This window comes from Thalassolituus pacificus (assembly GCF_025318105.1).
GTDB classification, from domain to species: domain Bacteria; phylum Pseudomonadota; class Gammaproteobacteria; order Pseudomonadales; family Oceanobacteraceae; genus Venatoribacter; species Venatoribacter pacificus.
Genome location: NZ_JAOANI010000015.1, coordinates 16054 through 39550, shown reverse-complemented (window position 1 = coordinate 39550; position 23497 = coordinate 16054). Strand labels below are relative to the sequence as shown.

Annotated in this window: 20 protein-coding genes and 3 tRNA genes; 14 read left to right on the top strand and 9 right to left on the bottom strand. The window is 54.4% G+C overall.

The genetic code is table 11. The features are described from left to right. Positions 1-782: 782 nt before the first annotated feature. A complete protein-coding gene (locus tag NYR02_RS07350) occupies positions 783-2042 on the top strand; it encodes a leucine-rich repeat domain-containing protein (protein WP_260975732.1) in 1260 nt (419 codons plus the stop codon). A 53-nt stretch (positions 2043-2095) separates the two neighbouring features. On the opposite strand, the gene NYR02_RS07345 is transcribed toward NYR02_RS07350, so the two are convergent. Next, entirely contained in the window at positions 2096-2968 is an 873-nt protein-coding gene (locus NYR02_RS07345) for a metal-dependent hydrolase (protein WP_260975731.1), read from the bottom strand. Between the two features lie 249 nt (positions 2969-3217). Between NYR02_RS07345 and NYR02_RS07340 the strand changes: the two genes are divergently transcribed. Further along, the gene (locus NYR02_RS07340) at positions 3218-4465 is read left to right on the top strand and encodes a PucR family transcriptional regulator (protein ID WP_260975730.1); all 1248 of its coding nucleotides are present in this window, start codon (positions 3218-3220) and stop codon (positions 4463-4465) included. Positions 4466-4536: 71 nt separating this feature from the next. Here the strand turns inward: NYR02_RS07340 and NYR02_RS07335 are convergent, their stop codons facing one another. Further along, positions 4537-5532, bottom strand: a complete 996-nt coding sequence (locus tag NYR02_RS07335; RefSeq protein ID WP_260975729.1) for an adenosine kinase — start codon at positions 5530-5532, stop codon at positions 4537-4539. Between the two features lie 106 nt (positions 5533-5638). On the opposite strand from NYR02_RS07335, the gene NYR02_RS07330 reads away from it, so the two are divergent. From NYR02_RS07330 to NYR02_RS07320, 3 genes are all read left to right on the top strand, one after another. Next, the gene (locus tag NYR02_RS07330) at positions 5639-6766 is read left to right on the top strand and encodes a potassium channel family protein (protein ID WP_260975728.1); all 1128 of its coding nucleotides are present in this window, start codon (positions 5639-5641) and stop codon (positions 6764-6766) included. A 50-nt stretch (positions 6767-6816) separates the two neighbouring features. Then, a complete protein-coding gene (locus NYR02_RS07325) occupies positions 6817-7098 on the top strand; it encodes a hypothetical protein (protein ID WP_260975727.1) in 282 nt (93 codons plus the stop codon). Positions 7099-7428: 330 nt separating this feature from the next. After that, a complete protein-coding gene (locus tag NYR02_RS07320) occupies positions 7429-7887 on the top strand; it encodes a c-type cytochrome (RefSeq protein WP_260975726.1) in 459 nt (152 codons plus the stop codon). 5 nt (positions 7888-7892) lie between these two features. On the opposite strand, the gene NYR02_RS07315 is transcribed toward NYR02_RS07320, so the two are convergent. Beyond that, entirely contained in the window at positions 7893-8573 is a 681-nt protein-coding gene (locus tag NYR02_RS07315) for a cytochrome b/b6 domain-containing protein (protein ID WP_260975725.1), read from the bottom strand. 198 nt (positions 8574-8771) lie between these two features. Further along, entirely contained in the window at positions 8772-10667 is a 1896-nt protein-coding gene (locus tag NYR02_RS07310; RefSeq protein WP_260975724.1) for an acyl-CoA synthetase, read from the bottom strand. A gap of 96 nt (positions 10668-10763) precedes the next feature. Here NYR02_RS07310 and NYR02_RS07305 point away from each other — a divergent pair, with 96 nt between their 5' ends. Then, positions 10764-11807 (top strand): AraC family transcriptional regulator, encoded by a 1044-nt coding sequence (locus tag NYR02_RS07305; protein ID WP_260975723.1) that lies wholly within the window; start codon positions 10764-10766, stop codon positions 11805-11807. Between the two features lie 226 nt (positions 11808-12033). Continuing rightward, positions 12034-13938 (top strand): hypothetical protein, encoded by a 1905-nt coding sequence (locus NYR02_RS07300; RefSeq protein ID WP_260975722.1) that lies wholly within the window; start codon positions 12034-12036, stop codon positions 13936-13938. A 269-nt stretch (positions 13939-14207) separates the two neighbouring features. Here the strand turns inward: NYR02_RS07300 and NYR02_RS07295 are convergent, their stop codons facing one another. The 5 genes from NYR02_RS07295 to NYR02_RS07275 all read right to left on the bottom strand — a co-directional run bounded on the left by NYR02_RS07295 (position 14208) and on the right by NYR02_RS07275 (position 19883). Continuing rightward, on the bottom strand, positions 14208-15617 hold the full coding sequence (locus NYR02_RS07295; protein WP_260975721.1) for an NAD(P)(+) transhydrogenase (Re/Si-specific) subunit beta: 1410 nt from the start codon (positions 15615-15617) through the stop codon (positions 14208-14210). A 14-nt stretch (positions 15618-15631) separates the two neighbouring features. Beyond that, a complete protein-coding gene (locus NYR02_RS07290) occupies positions 15632-15916 on the bottom strand; it encodes an NAD(P) transhydrogenase subunit alpha part 2 (RefSeq protein ID WP_225691014.1) in 285 nt (94 codons plus the stop codon). Then, the gene (locus NYR02_RS07285) at positions 15916-17058 is read right to left on the bottom strand and encodes a Re/Si-specific NAD(P)(+) transhydrogenase subunit alpha (protein WP_260975720.1); all 1143 of its coding nucleotides are present in this window, start codon (positions 17056-17058) and stop codon (positions 15916-15918) included. Before NYR02_RS07285 ends, NYR02_RS07290 begins: the two co-directional genes overlap by 1 nt. A gap of 51 nt (positions 17059-17109) precedes the next feature. Further along, positions 17110-18594, bottom strand: a complete 1485-nt coding sequence (gene mqo / locus NYR02_RS07280) for a malate dehydrogenase (quinone) (RefSeq protein ID WP_260975719.1) — start codon at positions 18592-18594, stop codon at positions 17110-17112. 434 nt (positions 18595-19028) lie between these two features. Next, positions 19029-19883: a substrate-binding periplasmic protein gene (locus tag NYR02_RS07275; RefSeq protein WP_260975718.1), complete on the bottom strand. Its 855-nt coding sequence runs from the start codon at positions 19881-19883 to the stop codon at positions 19029-19031. A gap of 147 nt (positions 19884-20030) precedes the next feature. On the opposite strand from NYR02_RS07275, the gene birA reads away from it, so the two are divergent. From birA to NYR02_RS07240, 7 genes are all read left to right on the top strand, one after another. After that, complete coding sequence (gene birA, locus NYR02_RS07270) at positions 20031-20987, top strand: bifunctional biotin--[acetyl-CoA-carboxylase] ligase/biotin operon repressor BirA (RefSeq protein WP_260975717.1); 957 nt, start codon at positions 20031-20033, stop codon at positions 20985-20987. Further along, on the top strand, positions 20968-21687 hold the full coding sequence (locus NYR02_RS07265; protein WP_260975716.1) for a type III pantothenate kinase: 720 nt from the start codon (positions 20968-20970) through the stop codon (positions 21685-21687). The genes birA and NYR02_RS07265 overlap by 20 nt, the downstream gene beginning before the upstream one ends. Continuing rightward, complete coding sequence (locus NYR02_RS07260) at positions 21663-22331, top strand: SPOR domain-containing protein (RefSeq protein ID WP_260975715.1); 669 nt, start codon at positions 21663-21665, stop codon at positions 22329-22331. The genes NYR02_RS07265 and NYR02_RS07260 overlap by 25 nt, the downstream gene beginning before the upstream one ends. Positions 22332-22447: 116 nt before the next feature. Then, positions 22448-22531 (top strand) — tRNA-Tyr (locus tag NYR02_RS07255). Positions 22532-22611: 80 nt separating this feature from the next. Continuing rightward, positions 22612-22685, top strand: a tRNA-Gly gene (locus NYR02_RS07250). An 8-nt stretch (positions 22686-22693) separates the two neighbouring features. Next, positions 22694-22769: transfer RNA gene (locus NYR02_RS07245), tRNA-Thr, on the top strand. A gap of 83 nt (positions 22770-22852) precedes the next feature. Beyond that, a partial coding sequence (locus NYR02_RS07240; RefSeq protein ID WP_260975714.1) for a GTP-binding protein occupies positions 22853-23497 on the top strand: 645 nt, incomplete at its 3' end.

Below are 23497 nucleotides of genomic sequence, written 5' to 3'. Positions count from 1 at the left end.
AGCATGCTGTGCTCTGCTTGATGCCCGGCAGTTCACCTATGGCCTGCTGTGTTTGGTTCTGCTGTTTACGGGCTTACTGGAGCGCATTTGCCAATCCACGTGGCGATGTGATCTTCATCAGGAATATCCTCTATAAAGGATAAAGATTGGAATATCCTCCCTAGAGGATAAAGGCAAGCTTATCCCCCAGGGAGGATTTCATAATCGGGAACATAAAATTGATGAAAATAGGTAGAAAGTACATCGGCCAAAGTGAGGGTAGAGGTCAAAAAACCTGAAATGTGGTGCCAACTTTTGTGACCAGTAATTTTGTAAAGATGCATAAAATTGAAAAGAATATCGGAAAGCATTGAGAATAAAACCTTTTAAAATCAGTTATATGTGATTTAATGACTATTAAGGCTGTGCCCTCCGGAGGCAGAGGTCAGAGGTTCGAATCCTCTCGGGCGGGCCATTAAATAAAAAAGGCTCCTGAATCTGTGTGTATAAGACGCACAGATTCAGGAGCCTTTTTTATTTACCGCAAGACGGAGAGACTTGGTTCGGACTCTCAGGTTCGACAAATTGCCGGGAGCAATTTGGTCCGCCGCAGGCGCCCGCAGGGATGAAGGCAGGATGCCTGAGTGACAATCGTGTGAGCCTGCGAGCGGAGAGAACGGAGGAGCTTGCGACGAAGGTCATCCTCCAGCCCCTCATAACTGATATCTCTGTTGGTTAGTCTGTGATGCCGGTATGGAAATCCCATATACTGCGTGAAATATGCCTCCGCTAATGGATTTCAAATGAGTCATTTGTACGACCAGTTTTCTGACAATATTTTCTATGCCAATACACTTTCTGGCGCAGACCCGGACGACGTCAAAGCGTTGTATGTTGCTTATCATAATGAGTGCGTCGACCTCAGTACTTATACCGGGCTGAATTATTTATCGTATGCCTTTTCTGTCATTGATTGTGCTGGTCTGGCACGACAGCAGGAGCTTCGGCATTTCAGCTGCAGCAATTCATCGCTTAGTAAAAAGCAGGGGCTGATCAGCCTGTTACAACAAAACCGCTCGCTGGCTGAACTGACTATCAGCCGCTTGTCTTTGTCTGCGGAAGACGCGGCGCGGATATCCGGGTTTGCAGAGCTGCGCTATCTTACCCTCAGCGACACGTCGATGACCGCCGTTCCTGGCGGCTGGTCGTTACTGTCGCAGCTGCAGGAACTGACTCTGGAAGCACAGCCGCTTACGCAGTTGCCGGATGAGTTGGGAAGTCTTGCAGCTCTTACTGCGCTGTCGTTAAAACAGTGCCGGTTCAGCAAGGTGCCCGATGTGATTGGTCAGCTGAGTGCGCTGAAGACACTGGATCTCAGTGATAATCCGATCCGTGAGTTGCCTGAAAGTATGGCCAGGCTGACGGCTCTGGAGGAAATAGATCTGTCGGGGTGTCAGTTGGCCAGTTTGCCGGAGTGGCTCACCGATCTGCCAGCATTAAAAAAGGTGAATGTCAGAAATAATCCATTCACCGATCTTCCGCCAGCGCTTAAAAAATTAAAATCAAAGCTGAAAATCGACCTTAAAGATAAAGCCTTATACGACAGCAGTGCGCGGGAAAAACTGATGCAAAAGTCCGGGCTGGTATCCGATTTTGCTGATTTTGGTTTCAAACTGATGGTGATTCAGAAACTGATGTATGAAGACAAAACCCTGAGGCCGGCTTTTGATGTCTGTGAGTTTGTCAAAAAACCGGAAAACGCTCATATGGATCCTGAAAGTGAACAGGCCTATCAGGTGATGCCGGAGGTCAGGGATTATTTCCAGAAGCTCGGTATTCCTCAGCATTTGTTAGCGGATATTACCGAGCTTTGTGCCGATGGCGGCGATGACATTTACAGCCAGCTGGCTCCACGTTGGAGTGGCAGCGAAGACTATTTTGATATGCACTCTGCGCAGGATATTCGTCACCTGCCGAAGCTTAACGTGATTGAGTCTCCCTTTTTAACAACTTCATTTTGTGATGAAGCGGATGCCTTTGATGTTGAAGTGATTGCGCTTTAAATTCAGCCCCGGACTAAATTTCCGGGGCTTCAGGTTTCATTCCTGATATCTCCTCAATACGCCGCCGCCAGCAGCGCATCACAGGCTTCATGCGGGTTACCGGTTGAATCGTAAACCCGTACCCACTCGCCGTAGTTGTGAATTACCGGAATATCTTCCGGGTGGAAACTCGGGCGGAAGTACATCAACAATTTAGGCAGCATGGATGAAAGAATACCTTTGCGACCATACATCCAGTTCAGGTTTTTCATAAACATCATGCGCCGCTGAAACCAGTTATAGCCATCGGTTTTCAGCAGTACATCGGCGTAGTCGAACATGACTTTGGTGGTATGGCGGGTGGCGATAATCATGGCCAGACAGCGTTTGATATAACCGACTTTGGCGACGTTTTTCATCACGTTAAAGGCAACGGAGCGATGTTCCATTTCTTCAATGGCGTGCCAGGCCAGCATGGCGCGCATTTTCGGATGAATGCCGGCACTGACCTCTTTGCGGGAAAAAAAAGTTTCTGCCAGCAGCGCGGTAAAGTGTTCGTAGGCTGCGGTTAACGCCAGATTAAATTCGTCGGAATACTTGTTCTGATCTCTTTTAATGTATTCCTTAAGCTCATTCAGAATAGTTTCCATCGGCATGCCCTGTGCCGCCAGCAGGTCGTTGAACTTGGTGTGTGCAATACCATGCTGAGCTTCCTGCATGGTGAATTCTTTCACGTCATGCTGCAGTTTCGGGTCGGTTATACGATCACGGAAGGCGCGTACACTGGAAATAAAATAGCGCTCACCGTCAGGAAAACTGAGCTGCAGCGCATCCATTATGCGGGTTTTAAACGCATCGCCAGCGTTCCAGTATTTCGGGAAATCGGCGTCCAGACCGAAGTCGATGTCTTTACGCGCTTCAATGGCTGGCTGAAATTTTGTATTCATAATGTCTCCCTGTTTGGCAGATGCCATTTTTATTTTTCTGTCAGCTGCGTGGTGATGACGTGGAGTTTTGTTCGATCAGGCCGTTTTTTTGTACCTGCGTCAGCTGGTGAATACCTGTTCGCAATACAGACTTTTTTGTTTATTGAGTCTGCTCATTTTATGAACGGGGCTTTCAGGCTTCAATGTACAAAACAACACTATAAGGGATATATTTGGTGCGTATTGCACCAGGTTGGATTGGGATTCGTTATGAAAATGGCCATCAGTACCCGTCATCGCTGGCCGAGCGTGCCGCAGCGCATTTTGTATCTGATGCGTTGCGGCGCGGAGCTGGCACTGCAACTGGCAACCAGTCCAGAGGTTCTGGATGAACTGGAGGGCAGTAATTTTAAAAGCGGCGATACCGATACTTTGTACGCCGATCCGGTGTTGTCAGCCAAGCAACGGCGAGCTATCCGTGCCGGTACGATTCATTGGCTGAATGCCGTGATCGAACGGCCGGATCAGCCTGTCAGTGCTTTTCTGGTGGAAGAGGCCGTGCTCGGCATCAGTGAGCTGTATCCGACACAGGCGGCACAGGTGCTGCTCAATAATGCACGCTCGGTGCAGGATATTGCCTGGCAATACTGGATGAAAATTGTGTTTCAGCTCACCCAGGACCCACTGGAGCTGCAGCAATTGCTGGAGATTTCATCGGTATCGATCAATACCTTTATTGATGACAGCCTGCAGTTGGGCATAGAGCGGATGCAACGGGATGTCGAAGCACGTAAGAGCGGTCAGCTGGAAGAGCAGCGCGAACTGATTTCACAGATTATCGCCGGTGATGCGGTGGATCTGGCGGGTGCAGAACGATTGCTGAATTACCCCTTCGCGCAGACGCATCACAGCGCCATTATCTGGAGTGAAGAAATTGATACCGAAATTTCCGATCTGGAACACCTTGCTACCGCTTTTCAGAAAGCCTGTCAGCAGGCGGAGTCGTTAAAAATTCTTGTCAGTCCTTCGGTGGTCTGGGTATGGGCGGCGGCAGAATTTCCGGTGAATGAAAAAGTGCTGGAAATGGCATTAAAGAACAAAGAAAACATCCGCATCAGTTATGGCGAAGGCGGCAATGGAGTTGATGGTTTCCGCCGCTCGCATCTGGATGCTCAGGCGGCACAGCGGGTTTTGGGACGATTAAAATCCAACGTACAGCTGGTGAGCTACGACCGTGTGCGGTTAATGGCGTTTTTAGCCAAAGATGCAAAATCGATTCAGCATTATTCCGGGCACGTATTGGGCGATCTGGCACAGGCTCCGGCCGCGGTGCGCCAATCATTGCATGCTTTTCTTGAGTGCGGCTGTAACGCTACCGAAGCGGCAAAACGACTGCATACTCACCGCAACACCTTATTACGACGGCTGGCGAAAGCCGAAGAAATGCTGCCACGGCCATTGGCCGAAAACCGTATTCAGGTAGCGGTGGCGCTGGAAGCTTTGTACTGGATTTTATAAAAAAGAATGCGTTTTCCGGGTAATAAAAAAGGGACTCGTCAGAGTCCCTTTTTATTTTTCTGTGCGATTGATTAACCCTGCAGATACGCTTTTAACGGCGCGTGCTGTTCGGCATCCAGACGCGGACCAAACTGGCTGACAACCTGAGCCGAAGCGGCGGACGCCAGACGTCCGGCAACATCAAAACCATAATCCTGGGTGATCGCGTAGAGGAAGGCACCGGCAAACATATCGCCTGCACCGTTGCTGTCGACGGCGGTGACGCTGTACGGCGCAATTTTATGCAGGGTTTCACCGTCGAACGCCAGCGCGCCTTCGGCCCCCAGAGTAATTGCGAAGGTTTTGGCGTGCTGTTTAATCACATCGATGGCGATATTTAAATCGTCGGTATCGGCCAGCAGCTTGGCTTCCTGTTCGTTACAGAACAGCAGGTCGACGCCGTCGCCGAGCATTTCCAGCAGGCCGTCTTTAAAGAACTGCACCATCGCTGGATCAGAGAAGGTCATCGCCACTTTCACGCCGTGTTTGCGTGCCAGTTCGCGTACGCGTACGGCGGCTGCGCGGGAGGTGTCGGAGGTCACCAGATAGCCTTCAATATACACATAATCCGATTGCGCTAACGCATCTTCGTGGATGTGCTTTTCGTGCAGGTCGCTGGTAATGCCCAGATAGGTATTCATGGTACGTTCGGCATCCGGCGTTACCATCACCAGGCATTTACCGGTTACACCCTGATCACGCTCGCCACCAATATTGGTATCGACTCCGGCGGCTTTTAAATCGGCGACGTAAAAATCACCGGCTTCGTCGTTGGCTACGTTACAGGTATAAAAGGTTTTTGCGCCGAAATAACTGGCACCAATAATGGTGTTGGCGGCGCTGCCACCACAGGCGCGTTTTTTCAGGCCGTAATCGCTGGTCAGGGTTTCCAGCATGCTGGCCAGTTGCTGTTCGTCGATGAGGGTCATCATGCCTTTCTGGATGCCCGCTTTGGCGAAAAATTCATCGCCGACTTCAAACTCTTTATCGACCAGTGCGTTGCCGATGCCGTAAATGTGGTAACCCATAACAGGAATCTCTTTGGTGGGAAATAGCGCGAGTGTAGCGGATTACGCTGGCTTTTTCAGGTACTGATGGCTTGGGGATGAGGTAAGGCCGGGCTATGATGCGGACATGAATAAAGTAACCCGTTTTATCCACCATCACCGCCGTGTCCGTCATGCGGTGTACCAGACCGATACCAATATCCGTCGTTCGGTTATTCGCTCGGCGTTGTTGCTGCTGGGGTTTGCGGCCGTACATGTGACGGCGATGGTATGGCTGGAAGACATGGCGCTGTGGCACGCCATCTGGCTGACCATGACCACGCTGACCACCGTGGGGTATGGTGACGTGTCGGCGTCTACGCCGGCCGGACAGGCGGCGACGATGCTGTTGATGTTTATCTGCGGCATTACGCTTATGACTTTTTTAATCAGCGATTATGTGGATTTCCGCATTGCGCGGCGGGAACGTATCCGCACCGGACACTGGGACTGGAACATGGCCGATCATATTCTCATTATTAATTCGCCCAAATATAACCGCGAAGCCTATTTTCAGCGCATGATCATGCAGATTCGTGAAAGCGACGAATATCGCGATACGCCGATCCAGCTGCTGAATGAAGATTTCCCCGATGGTTTGCCCGACAGCCTGCGTCAGCTGGGAGTGGTGCATACCACCGGGCTGGCCAGCCGGCCGGACGATTTAAAACGCGCCGGAGCCGAGCGTGCCAGCCATATTGTGGTGCTGGCGCGGGATGAATATTCCGCCGACAGCGATTCTTACACCTTCGATATTGCTTACCGTCTGTTCGAACTGCATCTTGGCCACCTGACGATTGTTGAATGTGTGGAAGACAGCAACCGGCCACGGCTGCGCAATCTGCAGATTAAAACCGTGCTGCGCCCGATCCGCTCTTATCCGGAAATCATTGTGCGGGCGATGGTCGCTCCCGGTGTGGAGCTGGTGATTGAGGATATGTTTACCCATGCCGACGACCACCCGGTGCGCTTCCCGGTCTGGCTGGAAGGCGAGCGCTGGGCCGATGTGGTGAATGCGGTGGTGCAGGCCAATCTGGGCACACCGCTGGCGTATGTGACCAAAGACGGTGAAGTGGTGACCCATCCTGATGGTGATCATCATGTGCATGCGCAGTCGTTGATTATTCTGGTGCATACCGAAAAAACACCGACCATTCGTGATGTGCAGCGGGCGATAGAAGTGCACTTCAATATCCACGCGGCTAAGCTGGATTGAACAGGTGTTTAATTTAATCCTGTTGTGTCCGTTGTTGCTGCGGAGGTGCTATGGGTCGTCGTCCGTCTTTTACCCTGTTACTGCTGTGCCTTGCCCTGATCGTGCTGGGCAGCGTCGACAGTCTGACTGAGCGTCTGAGCAATGGCGGACAAGGGCAGTGCCAGCAGTGTGAACTGGCTGACAGCCCGCCGCGCTGGTTACCACCGCTCCCCGTGACTCTGCCGGGTCTGTTGCTTGATCTGGCGCCGCAGACGCTGATGCCGTTTCTGCTTCCCACCTTACTGCAGGATAACCCAGGCACTTCCGCTACTCAGGAATCGGCCGCTGCCTGATTGCCCAGTTGCACGAAAACACTGATGAATGCTTGTTTAATCATACTCGTGATGTCCGCTATTTTTTCTGTGAATGAATTCGGGCCAAACTGGTCGTAGCGGTTGTGCTGTCGCAGTCCGCCAACCAGGCATTCAGAATAAGAGGGTGGTGTCATGGCGGATAATGAGTTCTGCTGATGGCCCCGATTAACGCAGGCAATGGCAGTTGCTGGCCTGAAGGCGGTCATCAGTCTTACTGATAAAAATGTAAAGGTTGGTAATGGTCGATAGCGCAAAGCCGCCAGACCGATAAACTGCCCACGTAACCGATAATGCTGAGAGGATAAAAGCATGAACCTGATAACACGTACCGCCGTTCTGGCCGCACTGATGGCGAGCAGCACCCTAACCCTGGCTGAAGTAAAAGTGTCTGATGCCGTGGAATACCGTCAGGGTATCTACAAAGCCGTGCGCTGGAACTTCGGACCTATGGGCGACATGGTGAAAGGCAAGCAGGAGTTCAATGCCGACGAGTTTTCCCGTCGTGCTGCGAACCTGGCAGCACTGAGTAAAATGCCTCTGGAAGGTTTTGTTGCCGGTTCTTATAACGGCACTTACAGCGGCTCTACCGATGCGTTGCCCGCCATTGAAAAAGATTGGGAAACCTTTGCCGGCATTATGTCCGACTTTGAAACCAACGCTGCCGCACTGGCAGAAGCCGCCAGCGCGGGTGATATGGATGCCATCCGTCCGGCCTTCATGAGCGTGGCGAAGACCTGTAAGTCCTGCCACGACAAGTTCAAAGACTGAGTCGTTTAAAGACTGATCAGTCCCCAGACGCTGGCGGCGGCAATCGCTGCCAGCACTAAGGCTTTCAGCCAGACGCCAGTCTCGGTCGCCACAATTCTGTCGGCGGCCTGATTGGCGCGATGGCTGGCCGGTTTTTTCCCCGTCAGCATACCTTGCAACAGCGGCTCTTTACGCAGCAGTTGGTGATAGGCCACCGCCGCGATATGAACCGCGACAAGGATCAGCAAGCCATCGAACAGCAGCTTATGCCAGCGGGTAATCTCAATACTCAGATCGTAGCCAACCAGATGCGCCAGCGGCCCTTCGGTAAAGATATCGTCGTTGGCAAATAAGCCGGTGCCCGCCTGCAAAGTACACCATAGCAGCAACACCACGACTGCCCAGCCGCCCAGCGGGTTATGGCTCAGGTACAGCGGCTCGCGACCTTTGAGCATGGCCGCAACGTAAGCCAGAGTGGCTTTCGGAGAATACAGAAAGTGATTAAAGCGGGCGTAAGCGCTGCCGGCAAAACCCCAGAACACGCGAAAGATCACCAGCCCCAGCACGGTGTAGCCACAGCGCTTGTGCCACTCCATCCAGTCACCGCCTTGCTCGCCACTCCACCAGGCAAAGCCAATCACCGCGACCAGAATCCAGTGAAACAGGCGCACAAAAATATCCCAGACGCGGATGTGGTTGTCGCTCATATCTGACTCCACTAATAATGAGGGTGTTAATAATAACTCAGGAGTGCGGGCTTATGGGTAAAGGAAGGTCAGGGCAACCTGTTCTGCGCCTGAGGGATAGCAAGGCATCGCCCGGAAGTGACAGGTCACTCCGGGCGATACGGTTTTGCTCAGGGCTTCTGGCTCAGGGTTTCTGATTCAGTGCTTCTGGTTCAGGGCTCAGTGAACAGCCTCGCTGCAGAAGGTATAGCCGGCCAGCACCTTTGCCAGATCCGCGGCCAGGTTCGGGGTCAGCGTCTGGCTGTCAGCACGACAGCGATAGCGCGCCACGATGCCACGCTTCGGCTCCTGCTCAACGTCCACCTGCTCCAGTGCCAGACCGAGTAATTCCGCTTCGCGGCGCACGGCCAGTTCGACTTCACGCATCATCAGCGCCGGCTTGAAGGTTTTACCCACAGCGGTCAGCGGCAGCGCATCAACCACAATCAGCGCTTTCGGCACCGCCGGGCGCTCGGCAATGTGCTGACGCGCGTGCTCCAGCAGTTCTTCATCACTGACACTGACGCCCTGACGCAGTTGCACATAGGCCACCGGCAGCTCGCCGGCATAGATATCCGGACGGCCGACCGCAGCGCACATCGCTACTGCCGGGTGGGCTGCCAGCGCATCTTCAATACTGCGTGGGTCGATGTTATGACCACCACGGATTATCAGTTCTTTTTTACGCCCGGTAAGCCAGAAGAAGCCTTCGGCATCGCAGCGGCCCAGATCGCCGGTGTTGAACCAGTGCTGGCCCTCAGGCGTGGTGAACCAGACGCCGTGGTTGTGGGCATCGTCGAGATAGCCCTGAAAGACGTTCGGGCCGCTGATGCAGATCACACCGGTTTCGTCGGTCTGCGCATCGCGCAGCCACTGCCCGTGTTCATCCAGCACCATGGCACGCATGTCCTGCCACGGCAGACGCATGCCAATAGAGCCCGGACGCAGCTCGCCTTTCACCGGGCTGACCGACGAAGCACAGACGCCTTCGGTCAGGCCATAGCCTTCCAGTACGCGCAGTCCGCATTGCTGCTCAAAGCGACGGATCAGTTCTGCTGGCATGGGCGCGGCACCGCAGATGGCAGCACTGAGCGAGCTGATATCCCAGTCGCCAAAGGGCACCTGCAACAGTGCGGCATAAATAGTTGGTACGCCGGAGTAACCATTCACCTTGTGGGTGGCAACGATTTCCCAGAAGCGCGGAATCAGCCCCGGCGCGCGGAAACCCGCCGGCGCGGCCAGCAGCACGTGGCTGCCACTGGCGAAGGCGGCCAGTCCGGTTCCGAGCAGCGCATTGACATGGAACAGCGGCAGAGCGGTCAGTACGGTGCGGCCACGGCCGAGCATCGAACCGCCGACAGCCGCATTCAGCTGGCCGGCGAAGATCACTTCGTTACGCTGGCTGTGGCGGGCAATCTTCGGCAAACCGGTGGTGCCGCCGGTACAGAAGTAAGCGGCAATATCGTCAGCCTGTGGCGCATCGAACAGCAGTTCATCCGCCGGGGCGGCTTCCAGCAGGTCGTTAAAACTCAGTAGCGGCAGTTCATTGCTCATGCCCGCAGGCACCGGACTGACGCCGTAACGCTGACCGCTGACGCGCAGAATGCCCTGCAGGTCAGGCAAACCGGCGCAGGCCTGCGCGGTACGCGCCCACATATCGGCATCCACCCCGGCATCCACGGTGACAACCCAGCGGGTTTTGGCGGTGCGCAGCAGCTCGCTCAGCTGCGTACTTTCCAGCTGGTTGTTGACGGCAAAGGCGATACCGGCGGTCTCGGCACCCCACATGGCGATATGGGTTTCCGGCAGGTTAGGCAGAATCAGCGCCACTACATCGCCACGCCCGACACCTAAGCGGCGGAACAGATTGGCGGCGCGGGTGACGTCGGCAAACAGCTCGCGGTAGTTCCAGCGGTGTGGCTGGTGGTGATCGTCGACATGAAAGAAAAAACTCAGTGCCGGTTCGGGGCCAAACTGCTGCGCGCTCTGTTGCAGTAATTCGTAAGTGTTCGCCAGTGCGGCGTTGGGTTGTGCTGCCTGCTCGATGGTCAGGATGTCCTGATATTGCCCAATCATGTGTGTGACCTCTTGTTTTTATTACTTGTCATATTCCCATCGGGCCACTTTAATTACTTGGCATTTGGCAACATTTACTTGGCATTTGGATACAAGATGACGCGTGCAGAGTTTCTGGTAAGAACCCGGGCACTGACCGGGTTTGTGCCGTTGGTAAAACAGCTGGGTGGCGATGCGGCCGCGCTGCTGGCTGCCAAAGGGTTAACCGTGCGGGAGCTGGAAGACGAGCAGTTCAGCCTGCCGTTGCGTGCTTTCGCCGAGCTGATCAGCGATGCCGCCGCGGCGCTGAATAAACCCGACTTCGGCATTCTGCTGGCGGCCAGGCAAAACCTGTCGGTGCTGGGGCCGATTGCTCTGGCGGCCCAGCACGCTGGTTGCGTGGGGGACGCGCTGGAGCTGGTGGGGCGCTATATGCCTTACCACTCGCCGGGCCTGACTCTCACCGTCAGCATCGAGGGCGATGACGCCGTGCTGCGCCTGCGCCATAACCTGATACTGCAGGGCGAAGTACGGCGTCACGTTACCGAGCTGCCGTATGCGGTGTCGCTGGCTTTTATGCGCATGATCAGCCGCCGCGAAGGCCGCGACTGGCAACTCAGCTTTCAGCACGATTCACCGCTCAGTCTGGCCCGCTATCGCCGCTTGCTGGGTTGCCCGGTGGCGTTGCAGCAGGCGGAAGACAGCTTGCGCTTTCCCGCCAGCCTGCTGACGCTTCCCATTGATGCGGCCAACCGCGATCTGCAGGAAGCCGCGGCGCGTACCGTGCGTTATCTGATTCAGCGTTCGCCCCTTGATCTCGGTCAGCAGGTCAGCACGCTGGTGGAACGTTCGCTGGCAACGGGTAACTGCACGCTGCCCGTGATTGCAACGCAGCTGCAGATGCCCCGTCACCAGTTGCAGCGTCAGCTGGCGGCACTGGGTATGCGCTTTGAAGATATTGTCGATAACCTGCGCCGCGAGCGGCTGCAGACTCTGTTGCCGCACAGCCAGATTCCCCTGACCGAAGTGGCGCTGCAGCTTGGTTATGGTGATCCGAGTTCACTGACCCGCGCCTGTCACCGCTGGTTTGGGCAGTCACCCAAAGCGTTGCGTCGGGCGGCTCTGCCCGGCATGCAGCAGGGCACGCCGTCAGCGCCATAAGTCGTCTCTTTTCCTTCTTTCTCTTTTTATCCATGACTGCCGGTGTGTCAGCGGGCACTGCCGTGTGGACTCTGTGCTGTGGCTGGTGTCCGGACGATTATGCAAATCCGGCTTGCAGCTGATCAGCGATTACTTATTATGGCGGGCCACGCCGTTTTGCTCCGCATGGCCGGTCTTTGGCGTATGACAAAACGATTCTTACTAACCTGTTCAAGGAACGATATTCATGGCTTTTGATTACGGCAGCCAGTCCCTCGGCATTACCAACCCGTTTAAAACCGAAGGCAAAATCAAACTGCTGTCTGGCATTCTGATCAGTGCATTGGCACTGCTTCCTCTGTTTGGGGTGGCCGAAACACTGAAGCACAATCCGGTAAAAGCCTGGGGCATGGTTTTCCTCGGTCTGTTTTTGCTGACCTGGGGACTGCGCACGCTGGCCAGTGCCGCGATTCAGTTATTCCGCTTTTATGTGGGCCGTTCGGTGCCGTCGTCGCTGGCCTACAACTATGCGCAGAGCGAGCGTGAAAATGCCGAGCTGGAAAAGAAATCCGGTGCACTGGCCTACAGCGCCGAGCGTCTCGAGTCGATGCTGATGGGGCGTAAGAATATGACCTTCAGCGAACCCACGGGCTGGCTTTCGCGTCTGGTGCATTCGCTGATTCCCGGCCTGATTCTGACGCCTTATCCGCTGCGTAATCTGGTGCAGGAGCTGGCGGCGGTACTGTCCTCGACGCTGGTCGGCCTGACCGCCTTTGCTCTGGCCTTTTTTGTTACCGCCACCGGGTTAGCGGGCAGTGCCGGCGAGCTGATCAACACCATTATGTCGTTGTTGTTGTTGGTGTATCTGACCTTTATCTGGCGCAGTGCGGCCAACAATATGAACACGGGTCGCAATCAGAGCCTGCACCGTAAAACCGCCGCTGGTCTCAGCCGTTTGTTTGCGTTTGCCATTGTGGTGCCGGTACTGATTGGTTACGGCCATTCTCAGCTGACCGCCAATCTGAGCGGCAAAAATCTGGATAAGCTGAGCGCCAGTCTGGATAACCTGATGGTGTTCGATGCCTGGCTGAATCTGATGCTGCTGCTGGTGATGACTGCGGCGGTATTAATTCCGGCTTTCCTGCTGGTGCGCGAGCGTATGACCCTGAATAACCGCAGCACGGCGGTCAGCGAATACCGCGATAATATGCAGGAGTCGGTGCATCCCAATGAAATCTTCATCAATATCGAAAACATCGTGCTGGCCAACCGCCGCAGCCATGATATTCCCAATCGTATTTACCGTGATTTTGAACCTCAGCTGCAGGAACAAAGCCAGGGTAAAGGGACGTTTAAAGGGCAGTTGTTGATTGAAACTCAGCCGGAATTCCGCGCCATGAACTTCAGTAAGCGTTTTACCCGCTTACGCCTGCTCAGCACGATCAGCGGTCAGCTGCTGACGGTCGGCAGCGCGGTGCTGCTGTATGTGCTGTTTAATCAGGGGTTTGAATCGGCTGCGGCACTGAAAGCCTTTTTTGCTGCCCATCCGGGCGGTCTGAAAGACAGCACTGTACTGGAACTGAGCACGCTGATCGGCGCTGAAGCCAGCACCTTCCTGACCCTGTTGTTTGCATTCTTCGCCGTGGTGTTTGCGGCTCGCATGCTGACCAATGTGGCGCATACCTTCTGGTCAGAAATGCAGTTCAGCAGCCTGCTGATGTCGATGAAAACAGAAGGCACCTATACCGAAAGTAAAATCTCTACAGGTATGGCCTATAACGATTCCACCCGCTCCGAAAACGTGGTGGTGCGCAGCTCGATTACGCCGTGGATTCTGGTGTCGCGTATTGAATCTTCGACCTATGCCACCAGTGGTATGCAGAACCTGGAAATGCCGCGTTTGATTCTGGGAATGACAGAAGACAAACAAGAGATGGATGCCATTGTCGGTGAAATCCACGGCTTCCTGCGCGGTCGTGAATTCATTGCCTCGATCAATAATGAAAAAGATCTGGCCAATGCCGAGCGGATTTATCAGGTAAACCGCATCAGCAAATCCGATGACGGTGACATGCGTACTCTGGCGGCTCCGGAAGAAGAGGAAGTTGCAGCTTTAACCGCATCACAGGATGCGGACGACAACAGGCAGTAAATCTGATGTCTGCTTACTGAAAGCGCCCTTCGGGGCGCTTTTTTCGTTTATCAGACAGACATTCATTGTGGTCAGCTGACTGCGGGCCGAAGGTTCTCTTGCCGATCCCGGACTGAGAGCTTGGTTACCGATCCCGGGCTGAGGCTTGGTTGCCGCCTGCCTGAAAGCTCTGCCGCTGTCGGGCGTGTTATTGCTTTTGCAGACTGGCACAGCGGGCATAAAAAAGCGCCCCGCAGGGCGCTTTTTACGCACGTCAGATCTTACAGATCTTACAGATCTTTCAGAGCGCTGATGGTTTCCTGCAGAACTTTCTTTGCATCGCCAGATACCATCAGGCTGTTGTCGCGGATGAACAGTTCGTTCGGGATACCGGCGAAGCCGGGTGACAGACCACGCTTAACCACCACAACGGTTTTGGCGTTGTGTACATCCAGAATCGGCATACCGAAGATCGGTGACGCCGGGTCTTTGGACGCGGCCGGGTTCACCACGTCGTTGGCGCCCAGTACGATGGCCACATCAGTCTGCGAGAACTCAGGGTTGATGGTGTCCATTTCTACCAGCTGATCGTACGGCACTTCGGCTTCCGCCAGCAGTACGTTCATGTGGCCAGGCATACGGCCGGCAACCGGGTGGATGGCGTACTTCACGTCGCAGCCTTTGGCTTCCAGCATGCTGGCCAGTTCGCGCGTGGCGTGCTGTGCCTGAGCAACGGCCAGACCGTAACCCGGTACAAAGACCACTTTTTGCGCGCCGTCTAACAACATCGCCAGCTCGTCAGCGGAAGAGAACTTCACTTTGCCTTCGTAGAAAGCATCGTTCTCTGACTTGGTGATACCGGCTGCTGCGGCCATAGAGCCACCGAACAGAACGTTGGTCAGGGAGCGGTTCATCGCCTTACACATGATGGTGGTCAGGATGATACCGGACGCGCCGACCAGAGAACCGGTGATGATCAGGCCGTTATTGCCCAGGACGAAACCGGCAGCGGCACCGGCCAGACCGGAGTAGGAGTTCAGCAGAGAAACCACAACCGGCATATCGGCACCGCCGATTGGCATCACCAGAGAAACACCCAGAATCAGACAGACCACAATCAGGCCGGCAACCAGCATGTCGGAGTGCAGCGGATCAACGATGGCGAAGTAAGCCGCACCACCGATCAGGATCAGGAAGCACAGTTTGACGATGGCTTTAAACAGCATCACTTTGCTGCTGTCACCGATTTTGCCTTTCAGTTTGCCGACGGCGACGAACGAGCCGGTCAGGGTTACCGCACCGATCAGAATCGACAGAATAACCGCCAGCGACCAGTCGTAAGAGGCCGTGAACTGACCCATGTCAGCCAGCTTCTGGCTTTCCAGGTAGTTGGCTGCCGCAACCAGCAGGGAAGCACCGCCACCAATACCGTTCAGGCTGGCGACCATTTCCGGCATGTCGGTCATGGCCACTTTCTTGGCGATAAGGGCACCGATAGCACCACCGACCAGAACGCCGATGATGATGAATTCGAAGCGCACGACGTTGTGATCCAGCAGGGCGGCAACAACCGCAACCAGCATACCGATAGCGGACAGTTGGTTACCGCGCACGGCGGTTTTTGGAGTGGTCATGCCTTTGATGCCGAAAATAAACAGCACTGCGGCAGCCAGGTAACCTAAATTAATCAGAATTTCCATTGTGTCCCGCTACCTTATTTCTTTTTGAACATGTTCAGCATGCGGTCGGTTACCATAAAACCGGCCACGATGTTGATGGTTGCCAGAATGATGGCGGCGACGCCCAGCACGGTAGACAGCACAGTGGTGTGCTCGCTGCCGCCGGAACTTAAAATGGCGCCAACCACGACGATGCCGGAAATCGCGTTAGTACCGCTCATCAGCGGAGTGTGCAGCGTAGGGGGTACTTTGTTGATCACTTCCACGCCGACGAAAATCGCCAGCACGAAAATGGTCAGGCTCATGATGAACATTTCCATCAGACTGATTCCTTCTCGATCAGGGCTTTCAGGCCCGCGTGTTTGATTTCACCATCTTCGGTAACCAAAGTGGCGGCCACGATGTCGTCATCCATATTCACGTTGAGCACGCCTTCTTTCGACATGTTCAGCAGGAAGGTGGAGACGTTTTTCGTCAGCAGTTGGGACGCGTGTACGGGTACACGGCCCGGGTGGTCGGTGTAGCCAATGATGGTGACGCCATCGACGTACACTTTTTCGCCGGCCACGGTGCCTTCGACGTTACCGCCACGCTCGGCAGCCAGGTCGACGATGACCGAACCTTTCTTCATGTAATGCAGCATGTCTTTGGTGATCAGACGTGGTGACATCTTGCCGGGGATCGCCGCCGTGGTGATGACCAGATCCGCCTGGGAGACTTTGGCGGTCATCTGTTCACGCTGCATACGGTAGAACTCTTCAGATTTCTCCGTGGCGTAGCCGCCGGTAGCGCCGCCTTCTTCCTGTGGCAGGTCGAATTCAACGAACTTGGCACCCAGCGATTCAACCTGTTCACGGACTTCTGCACGGGTGTCGTAGGCTTCAACCACCGCACCCAGACGACGGGCGGTAGAGATTGCCATCAGACCGGCAACACCGGCACCAATGATGAATACGCGTGCCGGGTGAATAGTACCGGCGGCGGTCATCAGCATCGGGAAGTACTGTGGCAGCGCCATCGCACCGGTCAGAACAGAACGGTAGCCGGAGATCGCGCCCATGGAGCTGAGTACGTCCATTGACTGTGCACGGGTGGTACGTGGAATAAATTCCAGCGCGAAAGAGCGTACTTTACGCTCGGCCAGTTGCTGTACCAGAGGCTGGTTGAACCAGGCGTCCAGCATACAGATCAGCGTGGTGCCTTCTTTCAGCAGTGGCACTTCGCTGTCCAGTGGCTGGCGGACTTTCAGAATGATGTCGGCCTGTTCGTACAGAGACTCAGCGGTTGGTGCAATGCTGGCACCGCTGCTGCGGTATTCTTCATCCCCGAAGTGGGCTGCATCGCCTGCGCCTTCCTGAATCACGACTTCAAAGCCGGCGGTCAGCAGGGTCTGGATCCCGGCAGGGATCAGGGCGACCCGAGCTTCCCCAGGATAGATTTCCTTAGGTACACCAATCAACATAGGTAAAACTCCTGTTGGATTATCTTGAAATTGTCAGCTGACCTGCGCGCGTTAATCGCGCAGCAGGCCAAGGGTGCTTAATGTGTTCTTGCGAATACGGCCTAAAAGCTCAGCATCGTTAATCAGGGATTCGCCGTACGATGGCACCAGCTCCTGCAGGCGGGCTTTCCAGCCGTTCTCCAGGCGCTCTTTAAAGCAACGCTCAATCACTTCGATCATCGCCTGCGCGGCAACCGATGCACCGGGTGATGCCCCCAGCAGCGCGGCCAGCGAACCGTCTTTGGCCGCTACCAGTTCGGTACCGAACTCAAGCTTGCCGCGGCCACGGCCGTCTTTTTTGATGATCTGTACACGCTGCCCGGCATCGGCCAGCGTCCAGTTGCCGGACTCGGCACCGGGGAAGTATTCACGCAGCGATTTCATGCGGTCTTCGTGGGATTGCAGTACTTCACCGATCAGGTATTTGGTCAGATCCATATTGTTCATACCCACGTCCATCATCGGCAGCAGGTTATTGGCGCGTACGGATTTGATCAGGTCCAGTTTGGAACCGGCCTTGAGGAACTTGGTGGTAAAGCCGGCGTAAGGGCCGAACAGCAGCGCCGGAGTGCCATTGATAATACGGGTGTCCAGGTGCGGCACGGACATCGGTGGCGCACCAATAGCAGCCTTGCCGTAGACCTTGGCGTAATGACGTTTCACGGTGGCTTCTTCTTTGCACACCAGCCATTGACCGGATACCGGGAAGCCGCCGTAGCCTTTGCTTTCCGGAATGCCGGATTTCTGCAGCAATGGCAGGGCGCCGCCACCGGCACCGAGGAAGACGAAACCGGCTTCAATGGTTTTGCTCTTGCCGGAGGTACGGTCTTTCAGGCGCACTTTCCAGTTGCCGTCTTTGTTCTGTTCCAGTTCGCTGACTTCGTGGCTCAGCAGCAGCTCAAAGGCTTCGCGCTTTTTCAGCGTGGCGACGAGGTTGCGGGTCAGGGAGCCGAAGTCGACGTCGCTGCCGTAGTTAATACGGGTAGCGGCAATCTTTTCCGCAGGGTCACGGTTTTCCATCACCAGTGGCATCCACTGGCGCAGCACATCGTGGTCTTCGCTGTACTGCATATCGCTGAACAGATGATGCGCGGACAGCTTTTCCCAGCGCTGACGCAGAAACGCAACGTTGTCCTCCCCCCAGACAAAACTGATGTGTGGGGTAGGATTGATAAAGTTGTCCGGTGCCGGCAGGTCGCCCGTGCCGACCAGAGACGTCCACAACTGCAGAGACACCTCAAAGTTGGCGTTGATGGTCAGTGCGCGGTTGATTTCAACATCGCCCTGATCGTTTTCCGGGGTGTAATTCAGTTCGCAATAGCCTGCGTGGCCGGTACCGGCATTATTCCAGCCATCGGTACTTTCATGAGCGACATGATCCAGGCGTTCCACCATGGTCAGTCGGAGGGAAGGATCAAGCTTGTTAAGCAGGGTGCCCAGAGTGGCACTCATAACCCCGCCGCCAACAAGCAATACATCTACCTTGTTTGTTGCCATTCGATTTCGCCTGTAGGTAAAAATCTGTACACAGTTCGGCACTGTTGGTGCCTGCCAGCGGGAGCTTGTGGCTCAATGTGTCTGCTGACCAGAATTCAAACGAGCGTTTTATACACATGTTAGGCTTTAGTCGCAATGCAGGTGGGGCGGGCGGTATGAGACTTTCGGGCCCATAAGGTGCGTTGTCGCACCCTGATTTCGATCAATTTTTTGCCAGTATTTTGCACGGATTTTTCTCTCTGACCGGGCTGTATCCCGCATGGCGCTTGCTGCGCACTGTCATTCTTATGAGCGAGTCAGTTTCTGCCATTACGGCTACCGATATAGGGTGAACGCATATTTTTTATACCGGACATTTTCTCTGGTGATGTGAGAATGTGATGCAGGTGGGAATAAGTGTTATTTGTAGTCTGTCATTAATGGTGTTGCTGGGGTTACTGAGGCGGCAGTTCGATCCACAGATGCTTGTCTGTTAGTGGTGTCAGTTCCGGCAACAGGGGATTATGCAGGGGGATAATCCAGCTGTTGCTGAGCCGGCTGAGGGGGAATATGTCGCGGGTGGTCGGATGTTGCTGTAAAAAACGCAGCAGATCGCCGCTGCTGGCCATTTGCTCCATCCCTATGCGCAGGCGTTCAGCAAGACGCGGGTTGTCACGGCTGACAAAGAAGTACATCGGGAACGGGTAATTCAGGACGATGCGCTCGTAGACCATCAGGTCGTGGCGACTGACATGGCTGATCTCGGCATACACTTCGTTAATGCCGCGCGGAAAATAATCGCAGCGACCGGCCTGCAGCATCTGATACATCACTTCAAACTTGGTCGCCCGCTGCACGTTAAAACCATTGGCCTCAAGGATGTCGGAGTCTGGCCAGTGGTCGCCCTGACAGGCGCTGAGCGTCTGCAGTTGGCCGAGGTCATGCAGGGCGTCAAAGCGGGCCTGATCGGTTTTGCGGATAACCGGTATGCGGATACCAAGCAGACCGGCATGCAGAGGGATGCGTATCGGTTGCACAAATACTTCGCGCTCGCGGTTGGTGCCAGCCCAGAAGACATCAATCTGATTGTCGTTTAGTGCCTGAAACGCCCGCGCCTGGGTCAGGCGATTAACACTGACCAGTTCGGCTTCACCGTATTCCTGCCGGGTATTGTCCAGCACTTTGCGCAGTAAATCGGTGTAATAAAGGTAGCTGCCATCGACCGCCGTTCGTTGCGGCTGAATACGTATTGTCTCGGCGGCAAAGACGGGACTACTTATAAATAACAGTATCAGCAGAATATTGGCCATGGCTGTCTCTGAATCATAAATCGCTGATGGATCTGTTCAGTATGGATGAAAGCCACCGGGCTGCGCAGAGCAAAATGATTCTCTGCGGAAAAGGGTGTGCTGTGTGGGGTCGGCTGATCGGGTATATTGCAGCGCGGAGGTAGCACTATGCTGAACAGAATTCTTGAATTACTCGCCGATGGTCAGTTTCATTCCGGCGAAGAACTGGGCGAAACACTGGGTGTCAGTCGTGCAGCGGTGTGGAAGCAGTTGAAAAAGCTCGATGAGCTGAACATTCCTTATTCATCGGTAAAAGGCAAAGGCTACCGTTTGCAGGACGCCATTGAATTGCTGGACAAAGAACGCATTCAGGTGGCGCTGACGCAGCGTCTCGATATTCTTGAAGTGTTATTAGATGTCGGCTCGACCAATACCTATTTATTTGAACGTGCCAGTGACCATATGGGGAAGCGCTATGCGGTACTGGCCGAGAAACAGGTTGGTGGTCGTGGTCGCCGTGGTCGTCAGTGGGTCAGCCCTTTTGGTAAGAATATTTATTTGTCGCTGTTGGTTTCTTTTGCCGGCGGCATGGCGGCCCTTGAGGGACTCAGTCTGATGACGGCCATTGCGGTAGAAAAAGCGCTGGCCAAATTAGGCATTGAGGGAATTGGTCTGAAGTGGCCGAACGATGTTTACGCCGATGGTAAAAAGTTGGCCGGTATTCTTCTGGAAGTGACGGGGGAGTACAGCAGTCATTGTCAGGTGGTAATTGGTATCGGCCTGAACCTGGCGCTCAGCAGCAGCGATGCTGAAAGTATCGAACAGCCATGGGCAGAGTTACGTACGCTTAAACCGGGTTTGTCCCGCAACGATGTCGCGGCGACCATTCTTGATGAGCTGCTTTTATTAGTGGACGAATTTCAGCGCAATGGTTTTGCACCGTATCAGCAATACTGGTCGGAGCGTGATATTTATCACCAGCAGGAAGTGCGCATTATTTCTGCCGCCAACGAAAAACGCGGCAAAGTAAAAGGTGTAAACCGCAAAGGTGAACTGATGCTGCACACCGAACATGGCATCGACATTATTAATGCCGGAGAAATCAGTGTCCGTCCTGTTAATTGATGCCGGTAACAGCCGCATAAAATGGCAGTGGCGTGACGGCCATGCAGTACGTGCAGAGGGCGCTGTGGCGCATGCCGAACTGACGCAGGCCGGCAGCCTTTTCCCTGTGGAATGCGAGCAGGTGTTGGTTGCCAGTGTCCGTGATAACACCGAACTGCATGAATATCTGCATGCGCACTATGGCGCCAGACTGCATTGGCTGGCGCAGCCGGTAAGCCATCATCCTGAATTTATACATTGTTATCCGCAGCCGGCGCGGCTGGGAGTGGATCGCTGGCTGGCTATGCTGGGCGCCCGTTGCCATTATTCCGGGCATTTAATTGTGGCTGATGCCGGTACCGCACTGACGGTTGATTTAATGTCGGCAGACAATCACCATGAGGGCGGATTTATTGTGCCCGGGCTGCAATTAGCGCAGCAGGCACTGTTTAACAGTACTCAGCGGGTACGGCCCTATACTGACGAGCAGGCAGAGCAGCATTTACTGCCGGGGCAGGATACGGTCAGTTGCGTCAGTGCTGGTGCTTATCGCCAGCAGTTAGCGCTGGTGCGCTCGGTGCAGCAGGATTATCCGCAGCACGTATTAGTTATCACCGGTGGTGATGGTTTTTGGTTGGCCACGCAGCTTGGCTGTGAGTACCGGCCTGATCTTGTATTTGATGGTATGGATTCCTTATGCGCTGGATCTTTTTCACCTTAGTGTTTGGCAACTTGCTGTTGCTGGCAATGTTCTGGCAAAAGCAGAGCGATGTTAATGCTGCGCCGTTGAGTGCTCTGGAAATTCCCGGGACAGTAAAACGCCTGCAGCTGGTCAGTGAGGCCGGTGACAGTCTGCAGCCGGCCGCGCCGCGTGAGCTGACCGATCATCGTGGCTCACTGTGTTATGTCGCCGGTCCTTATGCGGATGATCTGGACGCCCGGCATTTATTGGCGCGGGTCTCTGCGCTTAGCTTGCATGGCCGCATCAATATTGTTGATATCGCCAGCGGAGAGCCTTCGGAGTACTGGGTGCATGTGCCACCCCGGGCAACGCGTGAAGAAGCATTGCGCACATTAAAAGAACTGCAGAAGCGTAAGTTCGACAGTTACATCATTACCCAGGGCGATCTGGCGGAAGGGGTGTCACTGGGGTTATTCCGCAATAAAGAGTCGGCCTACGGCCTGCAAAAAGAGGTTGAAGGTTCGGGCATTCCGGTAGAAGTACTGGTCGTCAATAAATCCGTGCGCGAGTATTGGGTTGAAGTGATCGAAGTGTCGCAACTGAATGAGCGCATGCGTGAACGTATCCAGGCTGGCGATAAGGAAATCAGCTGGGAGCTGGTCGAGTGCAGTCGAGCGGGTTGATTGTGTGTAATCTGAACAATCGGCGCTGTTTTTGCTGAAAAATCGTAAGTCGATAATAAATAAGCAGAAAAAGTGTTGACAGGTATTACTCTCATCAAGATAATACGCGCCAATTCGGTGGGGTTCCCGAGTGGCCAAAGGGATCAGACTGTAAATCTGACGCGAAAGCTTCGCTGGTTCGAATCCAGCCCCCACCACCATTTTTTAACAATCTTTTAATTAAGGTTGTTGGAGCCAGCAGGCAGCTGGGGCCAATGTTCCGGTCAGCCTTCTGAGTAAAGCGGGTATGGTACAATGGTAGAACCTCAGCCTTCCAAGCTGATGATGCGGGTTCGATTCCCGCTACCCGCTCCAAGTTTTTTGCTGATATAGCTCAGTTGGTAGAGCGCATCCTTGGTAAGGATGAGGTCCCCAGTTCGACTCTGGGTATTAGCACCAAATTCAAAAAGGTAGGCCAGTGGTCTGCCTTTTTGTGTATATGCAAAAGAATCTGATATTCACACTGATAAAGAGACAGGGTCATGGCAAAGGAAACGTTTGAACGCTCAAAACCCCACGTAAACGTTGGTACTATTGGTCACGTTGACCACGGTAAAACCACTCTGACTGCGGCTCTGACTCGCGTATGTTCCGAAGTATGGGGCGGCTCAGCAGTAGCGTTCGACGGTATCGACAATGCACCTGAAGAGCGTGAGCGTGGTATCACCATTTCTACCTCACACGTAGAATACGAATCTCCAAACCGTCACTACGCACACGTAGACTGCCCAGGACACGCGGATTATGTTAAGAACATGATCACCGGTGCTGCGCAGATGGATGGTGCGATCCTGGTATGTGGTTCTACTGACGGCCCAATGCCTCAGACCCGTGAACACATCCTGCTGTCCCGTCAGGTTGGTGTACCTTACATCGTTGTCTTCCTGAACAAAGCAGACCTGCTAGCTGAAGATTGCGGCGGTGCCGATTCTGAAGAATACGCAGAGATGCTGGAACTGGTTGAAATGGAACTGCGTGACCTGCTGTCTGAATACGACTTCCCAGGTGACGACACGCCAATCATCCCAGGTTCTGCCCTGATGGCCCTGAACGGCGAAGACGACAACGAAATGGGTACTACCGCTGTTAAGAAGCTGGTAGAAACTCTGGATTCTTACATCCCTGAG

What these genes read in the sequence shown, in the direction of transcription:
- NYR02_RS07310 (WP_260975724.1), bottom strand. Translation starts at nt 10,667, where the DNA reads ATGATTGGGCAATATCAGGACATCCTGACCATCGAGCAGGCAGCACAA.
- NYR02_RS07345 (WP_260975731.1), bottom strand. Translation starts at nt 2,968, where the DNA reads ATGAATACAAAATTTCAGCCAGCCATTGAAGCGCGTAAAGACATCGAC.
- NYR02_RS07330 (WP_260975728.1), top strand. Translation starts at nt 5,639, where the DNA reads ATGAATAAAGTAACCCGTTTTATCCACCATCACCGCCGTGTCCGTCAT.
- NYR02_RS07300 (WP_260975722.1), top strand. Translation starts at nt 12,034, where the DNA reads ATGGCTTTTGATTACGGCAGCCAGTCCCTCGGCATTACCAACCCGTTT.
- NYR02_RS07340 (WP_260975730.1), top strand. Translation starts at nt 3,218, where the DNA reads ATGAAAATGGCCATCAGTACCCGTCATCGCTGGCCGAGCGTGCCGCAG.
- NYR02_RS07315 (WP_260975725.1), bottom strand. Translation starts at nt 8,573, where the DNA reads ATGAGCGACAACCACATCCGCGTCTGGGATATTTTTGTGCGCCTGTTT.
- NYR02_RS07320 (WP_260975726.1), top strand. Translation starts at nt 7,429, where the DNA reads ATGAACCTGATAACACGTACCGCCGTTCTGGCCGCACTGATGGCGAGC.
- mqo (WP_260975719.1), bottom strand. Translation starts at nt 18,594, where the DNA reads ATGGCAACAAACAAGGTAGATGTATTGCTTGTTGGCGGCGGGGTTATG.
- NYR02_RS07260 (WP_260975715.1), top strand. Translation starts at nt 21,663, where the DNA reads ATGCGCTGGATCTTTTTCACCTTAGTGTTTGGCAACTTGCTGTTGCTG.
- NYR02_RS07290 (WP_225691014.1), bottom strand. Translation starts at nt 15,916, where the DNA reads ATGGAAATGTTCATCATGAGCCTGACCATTTTCGTGCTGGCGATTTTC.
- NYR02_RS07275 (WP_260975718.1), bottom strand. Translation starts at nt 19,883, where the DNA reads ATGGCCAATATTCTGCTGATACTGTTATTTATAAGTAGTCCCGTCTTT.
- NYR02_RS07305 (WP_260975723.1), top strand. Translation starts at nt 10,764, where the DNA reads ATGACGCGTGCAGAGTTTCTGGTAAGAACCCGGGCACTGACCGGGTTT.
- NYR02_RS07335 (WP_260975729.1), bottom strand. Translation starts at nt 5,532, where the DNA reads ATGGGTTACCACATTTACGGCATCGGCAACGCACTGGTCGATAAAGAG.
- NYR02_RS07325 (WP_260975727.1), top strand. Translation starts at nt 6,817, where the DNA reads ATGGGTCGTCGTCCGTCTTTTACCCTGTTACTGCTGTGCCTTGCCCTG.
- NYR02_RS07295 (WP_260975721.1), bottom strand. Translation starts at nt 15,617, where the DNA reads ATGGAAATTCTGATTAATTTAGGTTACCTGGCTGCCGCAGTGCTGTTT.
- birA (WP_260975717.1), top strand. Translation starts at nt 20,031, where the DNA reads ATGCTGAACAGAATTCTTGAATTACTCGCCGATGGTCAGTTTCATTCC.
- NYR02_RS07285 (WP_260975720.1), bottom strand. Translation starts at nt 17,058, where the DNA reads ATGTTGATTGGTGTACCTAAGGAAATCTATCCTGGGGAAGCTCGGGTC.
- NYR02_RS07350 (WP_260975732.1), top strand. Translation starts at nt 783, where the DNA reads ATGAGTCATTTGTACGACCAGTTTTCTGACAATATTTTCTATGCCAAT.